Raw genomic sequence first — 18,258 nt, forward strand, 5'->3', positions numbered from 1 at the left:
ACAGACAAACCATGATGAAAAAATTACAGCTTTTGGTTCTGCTTTTAATGATATGTGGTTTGGAATTTTCCCAAGCGCAGGAAAGGCTTATCAATAAAGGAAATGAGAAGTATGAAGAGTATTCTTTTAGTCCGGCCATTGATATTTATAAAAAAGTAATTGAGAAGGGATATACTTCAGCGGATTTATTGAAAAAATTAGGAAATTCCTATTACTATAACGCGCAGTACAAGGAAGCCGCTGAAACCTATAAGAAATTAGATTCGGAGTACCCAAATGATATCACCCCTGAGGATTATTTTAAGTACTCTCAGACACTAAAAACGCTCGGCGATTATGATGGGTCTAACGAAGTGATGTCCAAATTCACCATGCTTACCTCGGGAGATAACAGAGCTTCGGTATTCAAGAGTGAAAAAGACTATTTGGCAGAGATTAAGGCTAACTCCGGGCGGTATGAATTAAAGCCTTTTGAATATAACTCGGTTTACTCGGAATTTGCTCCGTCTTATTATAAAGAAGGGCTTATTTTTTCATCGGATAGGGATACCGGCAACTTTGCACGATATAGACATACTTGGAATTCCAAGGATTTTTTAGACTTATATAGGGTAAATGCGGATAGTGTATCGCTTAATAATGTAGTAAAAATAGACCTCAAAGGAAAAAAAGAATCAATTCCTTTAGATAATGGGAATACAACTACTTCCGATGATTTGGGAAAACGGAAGGATAGGATTAACACGCGCTTACATGAGTCAACGTCAATAGTTACCAAAGACGGTAAAACAATATATTTTACCAGGAATAATTTTGTAGAAGGAAAGTACAAGAAGGACGAAAAAGGGATTATACGATTGAAAATTTTCAGGGCACAGTTGATTGATGGTGATTGGACTGAAATTGAGGAACTTCCCTTTAATAGTGATTCCTATTCCGTGGCGCATCCAGCGCTAAGTCCCGACGAGAAGACTTTGTACTTTGCTTCAGACATGCCGGGTACGCTTGGAGAGTCGGATATATTTAAAACATCCATTAATAATGATAGAACGTTTGGAACACCAGAAAATTTAGGATCCAATATCAATACGGAAGCAAGGGAAACCTTTCCTTTTGTGACTAGTGAGGAAATTCTTTATTTCTCATCTGATGGTCATCCCGGACTCGGAGGATTGGACGTTTTTGCTACGAAAATAAAACGACAGGATTTTACTGGTAATGTCATGAATGTCGGGGAACCCGTGAACTGTAATAAGGACGACTTTACTTTTATCTTCAATGAGGAAACTAGAAAAGGTTATTTGGCTTCGAACAGGGAAGATGGGCTAGGAGCTGACGATATTTACGCATTGGTTGAAAAAGAACCACTTGTTTTTGAATGTGTGCAAAAAGTTACTGGAACGGTGAGGGACAAAATTTCAAATGAAGTCTTGGTAGGTGCTACGGTAAAGGTCATAAATGAGGAGAATGAGGAGATATTTTCTACCATAACGGACTCTGACGGTAATTATAGTTTAGTTTTAGATTGTAATCAAGGAAACTTTGTAAGGGCCCTGATGGAGGGTTATATACCATTTGAAGAATATGTTGGCATCTCTGATGGTAAGCCCAAAATAATTGATTTTTACTTGGAAAGAGATACGATTACAGCTGGTTTTGGAGACGATTTGGCCAAGTTACTGCAATTGAGTACTATTTATTTTGATTTTGATAAATACAATATCCGCAAAGATTCTGAAATAGAGGTAGAAAAGGTAATCGCTGCCATGGAGAAATATCCGAGTCTTAAGATACAGGTCAACTCCCATACTGATAGTAGAGGGCCTGCAGCTTATAATCTCTGGTTATCCCAAAAAAGAGCGGAATCAACCATTAATTATATGATAACAAATGGTATTTCAAAGGACAGGTTAGCGAGTGAAGGATTTGGAGAAACAAAACTTATCAATGAGTGTGAAGATGGAATTAAGTGTTCATCCGAAAAGCACGATTTGAACAGACGTTCTGAGTTTATTATAATGGAATAGTATAGTAAATTCCTTTTCCAAACAAAAAAATCATAATCTTTTTTTAGTTAATAGCCCGGTTCTTAGAAATTATAAGTTTCTCACAACCACAGAATTCCGTTATTTCGCCTATACCTTTTACCGCTTTCACAACAATAAATAATTTAACAATTTATTCAAGATTACATTTGATTTTATGGTTTTTACTTAACCAAGACGATTAAAATCTGTTATGTTGAATAGGATTTATCCTTTAATTTTTGTCTTAACTACAATCATTATCTCAAATGTAAATGCGCAAGATACGTTTCTAGATAATTTTAATGTCGTTTCTTATAGTAACAATAACGGTACTCAAAATTTTAGTTCAAACTGGATTGAGCAAAATGATAATGGGAGTCCTTCTAACGGAGATATTAGAATAAATTCCAATCAGCTCAGGTTCAGGAATATGGATGATGCGTGGATATATAGATTTGTTCCTATAGCTGGCGCATCTTCAGTAACATTAACATTGGACTACAACGCCACTTCCAGGGGAGATGAACAATTAGATGTTTACATCTATAACTCAAACACATTTGTTTGGAATTTGGTAGGTTCAATAAACACCTCCGATTCGGGAACAATTACGTATGATTTAACAAGTGACGAAATTGCTTCTAATCCGGCAATCATTTTTTTTAGTGATAATAATGATTGGGGAAATACGGAAACCATCTTCGTAGATAACGTCCTATTTACCGCTCAGTATAGTCCAACTGTTACCGTAAACGACGTTACGTTTAATGAAACGGACGGCATGGTCTCTATAACAGCCACGCACTCCAGTAATGCTGCTACCGGTCCTTTTACAGTAAATTATCAGACAGCCGATATTACGGCTACGGCGGGAACCGATTATGCTCTATCTTCCGGGACTTTGAATTTTAATGGGACTGTAGGTGATACGGAAACCATAACCGTGTCAATTTTAGATGATACGTTTATTGAAGGACCTGAAGATTTTAGAATTGAATTTGTTTCAAGTTCTGACCCAATAGTGGATTTTACGGATACGGCTACTATTACTATCGAAGATAATGAGGTGCAGTCAAATACGCCCTTGTCACTATTTAGGGAATATAATGGGTATTATGATTATGCTCTTACTGGTGGCAGTATGCGTGACCAGGATAATAGTGGTAATACCTGTTCTATAGTAACGACATCTAGCAATACGCTAACCACCACTGTGCCCGCCACCGCACAGATAGAGCAGGCCTTTTTATTCTGGACACATTCTGGTACCAGCCCCGATTTACAGGTTACGCTTGAAGGGCAGAATATTAATGCAGATTTCGCAAATGAGTCCTTCATAGGTGCACTTTCCTTTTATTCGATGATTGCGGATGTTACAACTCTCGTGGAAGGTATTCCTATAGGTAGTATAAGTACCAATACTTTTGATTTTTCAGGTTTGAACGTAGATAATACTGGTTCTTATTGCTCGGGTCAAGTGACATTGGGTGGATGGAGTTTGATGATTTTTTATGAAGAAGCTTCGTTACCTGCGGTATCACTAAACCTATATCAAGGTTTTCAGGGATACCAAAATACGACAACACCTGTAAGTTTTACACTTGATGGATTCTATGCAATCGCTGCTTCTGGAGCTAAGACAACCATTTTGTCTTGGGAGGGAGATCAATCGATTACCGGCGGAGAACAACTTTCTATAACCACCTCCTTGGGTACCAATAAGCTCGCAGGCGATGGGGATAACGACGGAGTAACCGTGGACAATCCGTACAATTCTACAATTTTTGATAATACGGTACTTCCAAATATAAATAATACCACTACCTATGGTCTTGATTTAGATACTTACGATATATCTTCATTTATTGCCCCAGCTGAGTCATCAGTAACTACGAATGTAGAAATGGGAGGAGATTTTGTTCTGCTTAACGGTGTGGTTATTAAGGTACCGTCAAATTTGATCACTGGAACTGTCTTTGAGGATGTAAATTATCCAGGTGGCACTGGTCGAGATATCACTACAGCGGGTGGAATACCGGTTGAAGGGGTATCCGTAGAATTATATAATTCATCCGGCAGTCTTGTAGACACTCAAATAACCGATGGGAACGGACTATATGTATTTGGAGGAATTCCTAACGATACATATTCATTGCGTGTGGTTAATTCTACTGTTTTTTCAAATAGAGGTGGTGGAGCTGCATGCTCATCATGTTACCCTGTTCAAACATTTAGAAGATTTGATACTGGTGCTGGTCTTACCGATGTTGTTGATGAAGTAGGCGGAGCGAATCCAGCAGGCGAAGATACTCCGCTAGGCACTTTGACTGGTGCCCAGTCGGTATCGACTATATTTATCAATGCGAGCGGAATTATTGATGTCGATTTTGGCTTTAACTTCAATACCATAGTAAATACCAATGAAGATGGTCAGGGTTCCTTAGAACAGTTTATCGTCAATTCAAACAATTTGGATGAGACAGGACTGGACATAGATGCTAATGTTATTTTTGACCCTGCTCCAGGAATGGATACCTCTGTATTTATGATTCCGACAACAAGTGATCCTCAAGGTAGACCGGCCGACAGTAATTATGTTGCAGGTTATTTTGATATTTTTATTTCCAATGGAAATCCTTTAACTGCCATAACTTCGGACAATACTATAATCGATGGACGAACACAAACGGCATATTCAGGAAATACCAATACGGGAACAATAGGGTCTGGAGGAACGCCTGTTGGGACTACTGGTATCATCTTACCTGATTATAATCTACCGGAAATACAAGTGCATAGAAATGGAGGTGATGTATTTCGGACCAGCGGGGATAATGTTACGATTAGAAATCTTTCCGTTTATGCCAATAACAATGCAGCCATACGCATTAATGGTGGTTCAGCGCAAATACTTGAAAATCTGCTAGGTGTAAACGCATTGGGCAATAATGCGGGCAGCATTGATTTTGGAGTAGAAAATCAAGCCGGGGATATTTTGGTAGGCCGCAACTATATTGCAACGGTCACAGATGCAGGAGTTTATATAAATGGGGGTAGTTCTAATGTAATAGAAGACAATCACTTTTTATCCAATGGAGCTACAGCATGTGACGATAGCATTGAGATTAAATCAGGAGTTGGGATTGTAATTCAAAATAATTTAATTGAAAATTCTGCCTCTATGGGAATAGATGCAGTGAATATATCAGGTGACGTATCCATTCTAAACAATACGATAACTGGTTCAGGTCAAAACGGTGGAGCATGTTCCGGTACTGTTCAAAACTATGGCGTTCGATTATCAGGTAACGATTCTCAGATAAGTAATAATATTATTTTTGATAATGGAGGAGCTGGCTTGGTAATGGTAGGAAACCCAGGGGAGAATGGAAATTTAATATCGCAAAATTCCTTTTATAATAATGGAACAGATGGCGCTGCATTAGGAATTGATTTAGTGGCCTCTGGCACTGTGGCAGATGGCGTTACCATCAATGATCTAAATGATTCCGATACAGGCCCCAATGATTTGATTAACTTTCCAATTATAGAAACAGCAAATATTAACAGTACAAGCATTATTGTTACCGGATGGTCTATACCCGGAGCAACCATAGAGTTCTTTCTAACTGATATTTCTGAAGGAACCGCTGTTGCTGGAGCTAATCAACTAGGTTTATCAACGGATTATGGTGAGGGTCAGGTATTTGTTGGCTCCTTTGTAGAGGGTAGTGGTGCTGATACGAATTCAAAAACATCATCTTATTTAGATTTGGATAATAATACGGACAATACCAATCAATTTACATTTACTTTTAGTATTCCGTTGGGAGTAACTTCAGGAAAGGATATTACGGCTACAGCCACAGTTGCGAATTCTACTTCAGAGTTCTCACCTATGAGTACATTAAAGACCTTTACGGTGATTACCAATCGCAGGATTACCTATCGCATAAAGAAAAATTAATTGTCTCTAGGGTGTGCTCCGCAAAACATTCTTCTTCTTCTTCTTCTTCTCGACATACACATGCAATCGCCCTCAAAGCCCTATAAGCACATTTGCTAAGTGGTTTTAGATTTTTGTTTTGTCCTATACCTTATTCTAGTTACTCTAAAGGCCCTACCAATCATACACTTTATGCTATTGGTTTTCAACTCCAATTGAATCTTATTTTCAAGCTGTTCCTATATAGAAAAATCTGTTATTCAAATTTTCAAATAGATTGAATATTATTATCTCCATAAAGTAGTGATTCAATAATTATGAAATAGAATTCGTAAGCTGGCAATTGAATTCACTCCTAAGAAATACACCTTTCGTTCAGACCTGTACCTATTTAATAATAATGAAACCTTTGTTTAGCCTATCGTAGGACCCATTACGGAGTAGAGGTAAGGGTGCTATTACTAAACGATTAGGCTATTGCAAGTAATTCGTTTACTGTAATGGAGAGTTCGTATAAATTGTTCTTGACGTACAAGAATATAATGCAAATAACAGGGTAAAATCGTATGTGTTAATTAAAGATATTGGTCATTTTTATCAATTAATCAATTGTTTCAAAGATTAATTTTTACTGGTTTTCCTTAAGGAGTATGGTGTGGTATTTCATCGAGCAACTATTGAGAAACCTCATGTTTGACGCACTAGACATTACTTTTAAATGGTTACACAACATTTATTTCTCAGGGCAGGGCTTAAAGTTAATTTTGTAAAGTAATAGTATGCTGTAAGGTTTTTACAGGCATTTTAGAACATGAGATGATGAAATTGATTATAAACGTTTTGAACTTAGGATTTACAAAGATGAAGAGGACACAAGTGAATATTATTAATAAAAATTTACATATGGACAAAAGAGTTCTATGGATACTATTTTTAGTATCAAGTTTTACATTTGCCCAAACAACGGTTACGTTAGAAGATCAATGTAATTGCGAGGTTCTTCAAGGTACGGACGTATCTGCTCCCGGTGTAACAACACCAGGCGGTGCGGATTTGGGTGATTTGTATGTAAACACCACTACGGGTACAATATTCTTCTGGGACGGTGATTCATGGGAATTGACCACTGCTGCCAATACAGACAATCAACAACTTCAAAATTTTACATTTGACGCAGCTACAAATATCTTGAGTCTCGATTTACAGAATGGTGGAACCGTAACAGTTAATCTTTCTGACTTGCAGGATACTTTGGTAGATACGAATACGACCAATAATCGTATTGAAGTTGCTGGCCCTAATTTAGTAATTACGGATAGTGATAACAATATAATTTCTATTCCTTTAGCGGACATTGCGGCCCAAGTAGATACGAATACAACAATTACTTCTTTTGCGATAGACGGCTCAAACACAAATTTAGTATTAACAGATAGTGATTCAAATAGTTTTTCTATTCCTATAGCCGATATTGCTAGTCTTGTAAATACCGATAATCAAAATCTGGAGAATTTTCAAGTCAACGGCGCAAATTTAGAATTGGGTATTGTTGACGGAAATGTCGTTTCTGTTCCGCTTGCTGATATTACTGCTGGAGTTAATACGGACGACCAGGCCTTGAGTTTGGCAGCAGGAAACATCTTGACCTTGGAAGATGGTGGTACGGTCGATTTGACCCCGTACCTGGACAACACGGACGACCAACAGATCACGGCGTTCAGTTTGGACAACACCACGAACATATTGACGCTCACCCTGGAGAACGGCGGTACACAGACCGTGGATTTGAGCGGTGTGAGCACGGACGACCAAACGGCGACGGAGGTATCGGTAACGGATGCTGCGGGCAACTTCACGGCAACGGACGTGGAGGGCGCTTTGGCGGAACTGGCCACTGGCAGCACTGACGACCAGGCCTTGAGTTTGGCAGCAGGAAACATCTTAACATTGGAAGATGGTGGTACGGTCGATTTGACCCCGTACCTGGACAATACGGACGACCAACAGATCACGGCGTTCAGTTTGGACAACACCACGAACATATTGACGCTTACCCTGGAGAACGGCGGTACGCAGACGGTCGACTTCAGCACGGTACTGGCATCGGCGGGAACGGACGACCAGGCCTTGAGTTTGGCGGCGGGGAACATCTTGACCTTGGAAGACGGCGGTACGGTCGATTTGACCCCGTACCTGGACAACACGGACGACCAACAGATCACGGCCTTCAGTTTGGACAACACCACGAACATATTGACGCTCACCCTGGAGAACGGCGGTACACAGACCGTGGATTTGAGCGGTGTGAGCACGGACGACCAAACGGCGACGGAGGTATCGGTAACGGATGCTGCGGGCAACTTCACGGCAACGGACGTGGAGGGCGCTTTGGCGGAGCTGGCCACTGGCAGCACTGACGACCAGGCCTTGAGTTTGGCAGCAGGAAACATCTTAACATTGGAAGATGGTGGTACGGTCGATTTGACCCCGTACCTGGACAATACGGACGACCAACAGATCACGGCGTTCAGTTTGGACAACACCACGAACATATTGACGCTCACCCTGGAGAACGGCGGTACGCAGACGGTCGACTTCAGCACGGTACTGGCATCGGCGGGAACGGACGACCAGGCCTTGAGTTTGGCAGCAGGAAACATCTTGACCTTGGAAGACGGCGGTACGGTCGATTTGACCCCGTACCTGGACAATACGGACGACCAACAGATCACGGCCTTCAGTTTGGACAACACCACGAACATATTGACGCTCACCCTGGAGAACGGCGGTACACAGACCGTGGATTTGAGCGGTGTGAGCACGGACGACCAAACGGCGACGGAGGTATCGGTAACGGATGCTGCGGGCAACTTCACGGCAACGGACGTGGAGGGCGCTTTGGCGGAATTGGCCACTGGCAGCACTGACGACCAGGCCTTGAGTTTGGCAGCAGGAAACATCTTAACATTGGAAGATGGTGGTACGGTCGATTTGACCCCGTACCTGGACAACACGGACGACCAACAGATCACGGCGTTCAGTTTGGACAACACCACGAACATATTGACGCTCACCCTGGAGAACGGCGGTACACAGACCGTGGATTTGAGCGGTGTGAGCACGGACGACCAAACGGCGACGGAGGTATCGGTAACGGATGCTGCGGGCAACTTCACGGCAACGGACGTGGAGGGCGCTTTGGCGGAACTGGCCACGGGCAGCACTGACGACCAGGCGTTGAGCCTGGCGGCGGGGAACATCTTGACCTTGGAAGATGGTGGTACGGTCGATTTGACCCCGTACCTGGACAACACGGACGACCAACAGATCACGGCCTTCAGTTTGGACAACACCACGAACATATTGACGCTTACCCTGGAGAACGGCGGAACACAGACGGTCGACTTCAGCACGGTACTGGCAGCGGCGGGAACGGACGACCAAACTATTTCGACGGACGGTACTTCCGGAAATTTGTCAGTTGAGAATGGTAATACTATTACCCTGAATGTAAATGATGCTGATTCAGTAATCGGAAACGAATACAATACCGGTAGTGGTATTACAGCTGGAAGTGTCCAAATTACAGATGGAGGAGGAACAGAATCGGTCAATTTGATAAGTACTGACGCAAATAACGATATTTCATCGGGAACGGATGGTGCCTTATACTTGAACGTTGCTTCGGTAACCATATCGGAAACTAATACAACATTAGGTTTTAATGGAGCTACCAATGAATTGACTTATACAAATGAACTAGGTAATAATCCGGTTTTAGATTTATCAGCTATCAACACGGACGACCAAACGGCGACGGAGGTATCGGTAACGGATGCTGCGGGCAACTTCACGGCAACGGACGTGGAGGGCGCTTTGGCGGAACTGGCCACTGGCAGCACTGACGACCAGGCCTTGAGTTTGGCAGCAGGAAACATCTTAACATTGGAAGACGGCGGTACGGTCGATTTGACCCCGTACCTGGACAATACGGACGACCAACAGATCACGGCGTTCAGTTTGGACAACACCACGAACATATTGACGCTCACCCTGGAGAACGGCGGTACACAGACCGTGGATTTGAGCGGTGTGAGCACGGACGACCAAACGGCGACGGAGGTATCGGTAACGGATGCTGCGGACAACTTCACGGCAACGGACGTGGAGGGCGCTTTGGCGGAACTGGCCACTGGCAGCACTGACGACCAGGCCTTGAGTTTGGCAGCAGGAAACATCTTGACCTTGGAAGACGGCGGTACGGTCGATTTGACCCCGTACCTGGACAACACGGACGACCAACAGATCACGGCGTTCAGTTTGGACAACACCACGAACATATTGACGCTTACCCTGGAGAACGGCGGTACACAGACCGTGGATTTGAGCGGTGTGAGCACGGACGACCAAACGGCGACGGAGGTATCGGTAACGGATGCTGCGGGCAACTTCACGGCAACGGACGTGGAGGGCGCTTTGGCGGAGCTGGCCACTGGCAGCACTGACGACCAGGCCTTGAGTTTGGCAGCAGGAAACATCTTAACATTGGAAGATGGTGGTACGGTCGATTTGACCCCGTACCTGGACAATACGGACGACCAACAGATCACGGCCTTCAGTTTGGACAACACCACGAACATATTGACGCTCACCCTGGAGAACGGCGGAACACAGACGGTCGACTTCAGCACGGTACTGGCAGCGGCGGGAACGGACGACCAAACTATTTCGACGGACGGTACTTCCGGAAATTTGTCAGTTGAGAATGGTAATACTATTACCCTGAATGTAAATGATGCTGATTCAGTAATCGGAAACGAATACAATACCGGTAGTGGTATTACAGCTGGAAGTGTCCAAATTACAGATGGAGGAGGAACAGAATCGGTCAATTTGATAAGTACTGACGCAAATAACGATATTTCATCGGGAACGGATGGTGCCTTATACTTGAACGTTGCTTCGGTAACCATATCGGAAACTAATACAACATTAGGTTTTAATGGAGCTACCAATGAATTGACTTATACAAATGAACTAGGTAATAATCCGGTTTTAGATTTATCAGCTATCAACACGGACGACCAAACGGCGACGGAGGTATCGGTAACGGATGCTGCGGGCAACTTCACGGCAACGGACGTGGAGGGCGCTTTGGCGGAACTGGCCACTGGCAGCACTGACGACCAGGCCTTGAGTTTGGCAGCAGGAAACATCTTAACATTGGAAGATGGTGGTACGGTCGATTTGACCCCGTACCTGGACAATACGGACGACCAACAGATCACGGCGTTCAGTTTGGACAACACCACGAACATATTGACGCTCACCCTGGAGAACGGCGGTACACAGACCGTGGATTTGAGCGGTGTGAGCACGGACGACCAAACGGCGACGGAGGTATCGGTAACGGATGCTGCGGACAACTTCACGGCAACGGACGTGGAGGGCGCTTTGGCGGAACTGGCCACTGGCAGCACTGACGACCAGGCCTTGAGTTTGGCAGCAGGAAACATCTTGACCTTGGAAGACGGCGGTACGGTCGATTTGACCCCGTACCTGGACAACACGGACGACCAACAGATCACGGCGTTCAGTTTGGACAACACCACGAACATATTGACGCTTACCCTGGAGAACGGCGGTACACAGACCGTGGATTTGAGCGGTGTGAGCACGGACGACCAAACGGCGACGGAGGTATCGGTAACGGATGCTGCGGGCAACTTCACGGCAACGGACGTGGAGGGCGCTTTGGCGGAGCTGGCCACTGGCAGCACTGACGACCAGGCCTTGAGTTTGGCAGCAGGAAACATCTTGACCTTGGAAGATGGTGGTACGGTCGATTTGACCCCGTACCTGGACAACACGGACGACCAACAGATCACGGCCTTCAGTTTGGACAACACCACGAACATATTGACGCTTACCCTGGAGAACGGCGGTACGCAGACGGTCGACTTCAGCACGGTACTGGCATCGGCAGGTACGGACGACCAGGCCTTGAGTTTGGCAGCAGGAAACATCTTGACCTTGGAAGACGGCGGTACGGTCGATTTGACCCCGTACCTGGACAACACGGACGACCAACAGATCACGGCCTTCAGTTTGGACAACACCACGAACATATTGACGCTCACCCTGGAGAACGGCGGTACACAGACGGTCGACTTCAGCACGGTACTGGCAGCGGCAGGTACGGACGACCAGGCCTTGAGTTTGGCAGCAGGAAACATCTTGACCTTGGAAGATGGTGGTACGGTCGATTTGACCCCGTACCTGGACAATACGGACGACCAACAGATCACGGCCTTCAGTTTGGACAACACCACGAACATATTGACGCTTACCCTGGAGAACGGCGGTACGCAGACGGTCGACTTCAGCACGGTACTGGCATCGGCGGGAACGGACGACCAGGCCTTGAGTTTGGCAGCAGGAAACATCTTAACATTGGAAGACGGCGGTACGGTCGATTTGACCCCGTACCTGGACAATACGGACGACCAACAGATCACGGCGTTCAGTTTGGACAACACCACGAACATATTGACGCTCACCCTGGAGAACGGCGGTACACAGACCGTGGATTTGAGCGGTGTGAGCACGGACGACCAAACGGCTACGGAGGTATCGGTAACGGATGCTGCGGGCAACTTCACGGCAACGGACGTGGAGGGCGCTTTGGCGGAACTGGCCACTGGCAGCACTGACGACCAGGCCTTGAGTTTGGCAGCAGGAAACATCTTAACATTGGAAGATGGTGGTACGGTCGATTTGACCCCGTACCTGGACAATACGGACGACCAACAGATCACGGCCTTCAGTTTGGACAACACCACGAACATATTGACGCTTACCCTGGAGAACGGCGGTACGCAGACGGTCGACTTCAGCACGGTACTGGCATCGGCGGGAACGGACGACCAGGCCTTGAGTTTGGCGGCGGGGAACATCTTGACCTTGGAAGACGGTGGTACGGTCGATTTGACCCCGTACCTGGACAACACGGACGACCAACAGATCACGGCGTTCAGTTTGGACAACACCACGAACATATTGACGCTCACCCTGGAGAACGGCGGTACACAGACCGTGGATTTGAGCGGTGTGAGCACGGACGACCAAACGGCGACGGAGGTATCGGTAACGGATGCTGCGGGCAACTTCACGGCAACGGACGTGGAGGGCGCTTTGGCGGAGCTGGCCACTGGCAGCACTGACGACCAGGCGTTGAGCCTGGCAGCAGGGAACATCTTGACCTTGGAAGATGGTGGTACGGTCGATTTGACCCCGTACCTGGACAATACGGACGACCAACAGATCACGGCCTTCAGTTTGGACAACACCACGAACATATTGACGCTTACCCTGGAGAACGGCGGTACGCAGACGGTCGACTTCAGCACGGTACTGGCATCGGCGGGAACGGACGACCAGGCCTTGAGTTTGGCAGCAGGAAACATCTTAACATTGGAAGACGGCGGTACGGTCGATTTGACCCCGTACCTGGACAATACGGACGACCAACAGATCACGGCGTTCAGTTTGGACAACACTACAGATGTCCTGACCCTTACATTGGAAAATGGCGGAACACAGACGGTCGACTTCAGCACGGTACTGGCAGCGGCAGGTACGGACGACCAGGCCTTGAGTTTGGCAGCAGGGAACATCTTGACCTTGGAAGACGGCGGTACGGTCGATTTGACCCCGTACCTGGACAATACGGACGACCAACAGATCACGGCGTTCAGTTTGGACAACACCACGAACATATTGACGCTTACCCTGGAGAACGGCGGTACACAGACCGTGGATTTGAGCGGTGTGAGCACGGACGACCAAACGGCTACGGAGGTATCGGTAACGGATGCTGCGGGCAACTTCACGGCAACGGACGTGGAGGGCGCTTTGGCGGAACTGGCCACTGGCAGCACTGACGACCAGGCCTTGAGTTTGGCAGCAGGAAACATCTTGACCTTGGAAGATGGTGGTACGGTCGATTTGACCCCGTACCTGGACAATACGGACGACCAACAGATCACGGCCTTCAGTTTGGACAACACCACGAACATATTGACGCTTACCCTGGAGAACGGCGGTACGCAGACGGTCGACTTCAGCACGGTACTGGCATCGGCGGGAACGGACGACCAGGCCTTGAGTTTGGCGGCGGGGAACATCTTGACCTTGGAAGACGGTGGTACGGTCGATTTGACCCCGTACCTGGACAACACGGACGACCAACAGATCACGGCGTTCAGTTTGGACAACACCACGAACATATTGACGCTCACCCTGGAGAACGGCGGTACACAGACCGTGGATTTGAGCGGTGTGAGCACGGACGACCAAACGGCGACGGAGGTATCGGTAACGGATGCTGCGGGCAACTTCACGGCAACGGACGTGGAGGGCGCTTTGGCGGAGCTGGCCACTGGCAGCACTGACGACCAGGCGTTGAGCCTGGCAGCAGGGAACATCTTGACCTTGGAAGATGGTGGTACGGTCGATTTGACCCCGTACCTGGACAATACGGACGACCAACAGATCACGGCCTTCAGTTTGGACAACACCACGAACATATTGACGCTCACCCTGGAGAACGGCGGTACACAGACCGTGGATTTGAGCGGTGTGAGCACGGACGACCAAACGGCGACGGAGGTATCGGTAACGGATGCTGCGGGCAACTTCACGGCAACGGACGTGGAGGGCGCTTTGGCGGAACTGGCCACGGGCAGCACTGACGACCAGGCGTTGAGCCTGGCGGCGGGGAACATCTTGACCTTGGAAGATGGTGGTACGGTCGATTTGACCCCGTACCTGGACAACACGGACGACCAACAGATCACGGCCTTCAGTTTGGACAACACCACGAACATATTGACGCTTACCCTGGAGAACGGCGGTACACAGACGGTCGACTTCAGCACGGTACTGGCAGCGGCGGGAACGGACGACCAGGCCTTGAGTTTGGCAGCAGGAAACATCTTGACCTTGGAAGATGGTGGTACGGTCGATTTGACCCCGTACCTGGACAATACGGACGACCAAACGGCGACGGAGGTATCGGTAACGGATGCTGCGGGCAACTTCACGGCAACGGACGTGGAGGGCGCTTTGGCGGAACTGGCCACGGGCAGCACTGACGACCAGGCGTTGAGCCTGGCGGCGGGGAACATCTTGACCTTGGAAGATGGTGGTACGGTCGATTTGACCCCGTACCTGGACAACACGGACGACCAACAGATCACGGCCTTCAGTTTGGACAACACCACGAACATATTGACGCTTACCCTGGAGAACGGCGGTACACAGACGGTCGACTTCAGCACGGTACTGGCAGCGGCGGGAACGGACGACCAGGCCTTGAGTTTGGCAGCAGGAAACATCTTGACCTTGGAAGATGGTGGTACGGTCGATTTGACCCCGTACCTGGACAATACGGACGACCAAACGGCGACGGAGGTATCGGTAACGGATGCTGCGGGCAACTTCACGGCAACGGACGTGGAGGGCGCTTTGGCGGAGCTGGCCACTGGCAGCACTGACGACCAGGCCTTGAGTTTGGCAGCAGGAAACATCTTAACATTGGAAGACGGTGGTACGGTCGATTTGACCCCGTACCTGGACAATACGGACGACCAACAGATCACGGCGTTCAGTTTGGACAACACCACGAACATATTGACGCTTACCCTGGAGAACGGCGGTACACAGACGGTCGACTTCAGCACGGTACTGGCAGCGGCGGGAACGGACGACCAGGCCTTGAGTTTGGCAGCAGGAAACATCTTAACATTGGAAGACGGCGGAACGGTCGATTTGACCCCGTACCTGGACAACACGGACGACCAACAGATCACGGCGTTCAGTTTGGACAACACTACAGATGTCCTGACCCTTACATTGGAAAATGGCGGAACACAGACGGTCGACTTTACCACGGTGTTGGCGGCGGCAGGTACTGACGACCAAGCATTAAGTTTGGCGGCGGGAAACCTATTGACATTGGAAGACGGCGGAACGGTCGATTTGACCCCGTATTTGGATAATACGGACGACCAACAGATAACGGCGTTCAGTTTGGACAACACCACGAACATATTGACGCTCACCCTGGAGAACGGCGGTACACAGACCGTGGATTTGAGCGGTGTGAGCACGGACGACCAAACGGCGACGGAGGTATCGGTAACGGATGCTGCGGGCAACTTCACGGCAACGGACGTGGAGGGCGCTTTGGCGGAACTGGCCACGGGCAGCACTGACGACCAGGCGTTGAGCCTGGCGGCGGGGAACATCTTGACCTTGGAAGATGGTGGTACGGTCGATTTGACCCCGTACCTGGACAACACGGACGACCAACAGATCACGGCCTTCAGTTTGGACAACACCACGAACATATTGACGCTTACCCTGGAGAACGGCGGTACACAGACGGTCGACTTCAGCACGGTACTGGCAGCGGCGGGAACGGACGACCAGGCCTTGAGTTTGGCAGCAGGAAACATCTTGACCTTGGAAGATGGTGGTACGGTCGATTTGACCCCGTACCTGGACAATACGGACGACCAAACGGCGACGGAGGTATCGGTAACGGATGCTGCGGGCAACTTCACGGCAACGGACGTGGAGGGCGCTTTGGCGGAGCTGGCCACTGGCAGCACTGACGACCAGGCCTTGAGTTTGGCAGCAGGAAACATCTTAACATTGGAAGACGGTGGTACGGTCGATTTGACCCCGTACCTGGACAATACGGACGACCAACAGATCACGGCGTTCAGTTTGGACAACACTACAGATGTCCTGACCCTTACATTGGAAAATGGCGGAACACAGACAGTCGACTTTACCACGGTGTTGGCGGCGGCAGGCACGGATAACCAAACCTTGACCTTGGCCGGTAACACCTTGTCCATCTCCGATGGTAACAGTGTGGATATTACCGCCCTGACACCAGACGGCGATGCATGGGCCGTCACTGGTGAGGACGTAGCTAGCGACATAGGCCGCAGCGGTAATGTAGGAGTGGGCACCACAACACCCAGGGGAGCATTGGAGCTTTCCAAGGCCCCTACACAAGGTGTAGCGGCAAGACCACTTTCAGAGGCGGTCGATGCCACCACTGCTGGTAATTACAACCTTGTACTGTCCAACTCGGACAACGCTACCATCGGTATGGTTTCCGGTTTCAGCTCCACCTTCGGAGGATTCAACACGTATTTCCAGACTAGGGGGTTATTCGCCAATGCTCCGGCCTACAGTCTTTTGTTGAACCCTATGGGAGGTAACGTTGGTATCGGTACGGAAACGGCTACTCAGCGTCTACAGGTGAACGGTAGCCAGACCTTTACCGCCGACGGTGATTTCCTAAGGTTCCCTTTTTCCACGGAAGTTGATTTCAATGACGGTAAAATAGGGGCCAGTCTCTTTACCGAGGGCCTTAATATCGTAGGTGTGCAGACGGTGGCCGGCAACGGAAGGAAGATAACCACGTTCGGAGACGTGAACAACCAGAATTTTGTAGGTGTGAACAACGTACCCGCCCCTACGGTTGCCTTGGACGTAAACGGCCAGGGCCTGTTCAGGGGAGGCGCAGGATTGGCCGATTTCACTGCCACCGCCACGCAACTGCAGTTCGGATTTCAGGGAACGGACACCTTTAAGCACAATATAAGGACCAGGCACAATGCCGGTTTGGAAAGTGGTAACGCCTTTGATTTTTATGTATGGGACCAAGGTAACGATGCCGATGGTGACCTAGGGACTAAGCGCGTACTTACTTTGGACGGGGAAGGTGCCAACGGTGTTGTGGACGTCCAAGGGAACCTTATCGTAAGGGATCTACCAGCAGGATTGTCTACAGATGCCTTGGTAACTGCGGATGTGGATGGTAATATTAGAAAGGTAAATTCTTTAAAAGCATCTAAAGTTTTCTACCCACCATCTATAGCAATTGATGCTTCTGTTACAGGAACATTTACAGTAGATTTATATGCACAGTATATAGCACAATTTGGTTCTCCAGTAGTAAGTAGTGGTGGTACTATACCAACTTATGGATCAGGAGAGTTAGATTACCATGTAACGTATGCAGATCCTGCAGTATTTAATACGGGTACTATGGCTATTTCTCCAGCGGGTGTTTTAACCTATACTGTAGATGCACCTCCAGCGGATTACAACTCCTTGATTAATGTAGTGTTTGTTGTAAAGTAACTAATTAAAATAGGAGCCCAAATCAATTTGAAAGCTATCAAAACATATAGAAGTATA

General features: G+C 47.7%; 3 protein-coding genes. All 3 read left to right on the top strand.

All coding sequences use genetic code 11. The features are described 5' to 3' along the window. Nucleotides 1–11: 11 nt before the first annotated feature. The 3 genes from EJ994_RS01680 to EJ994_RS01690 all read left to right on the top strand — a co-directional run bounded on the left by EJ994_RS01680 (nucleotide 12) and on the right by EJ994_RS01690 (nucleotide 18,201). Nucleotides 12–2,027: an OmpA family protein gene (locus EJ994_RS01680; protein ID WP_126590917.1), complete on the top strand. Its 2,016-nt coding sequence runs from the start codon at nucleotides 12–14 to the stop codon at nucleotides 2,025–2,027. 211 nt (nucleotides 2,028–2,238) lie between these two features. Then, a complete protein-coding gene (locus EJ994_RS01685) occupies nucleotides 2,239–5,994 on the top strand; it encodes a beta strand repeat-containing protein (protein WP_126590918.1) in 3,756 nt (1,251 codons plus the stop codon). 882 nt (nucleotides 5,995–6,876) lie between these two features. Beyond that, entirely contained in the window at nucleotides 6,877–18,201 is an 11,325-nt protein-coding gene (locus tag EJ994_RS01690) for a hypothetical protein (RefSeq protein ID WP_126590919.1), read from the top strand. Nucleotides 18,202–18,258: the final 57 nt, after the last annotated feature.

Source organism: Maribacter sp. MJ134 (assembly GCF_003970695.1).
Taxonomy (GTDB): domain Bacteria; phylum Bacteroidota; class Bacteroidia; order Flavobacteriales; family Flavobacteriaceae; genus Maribacter.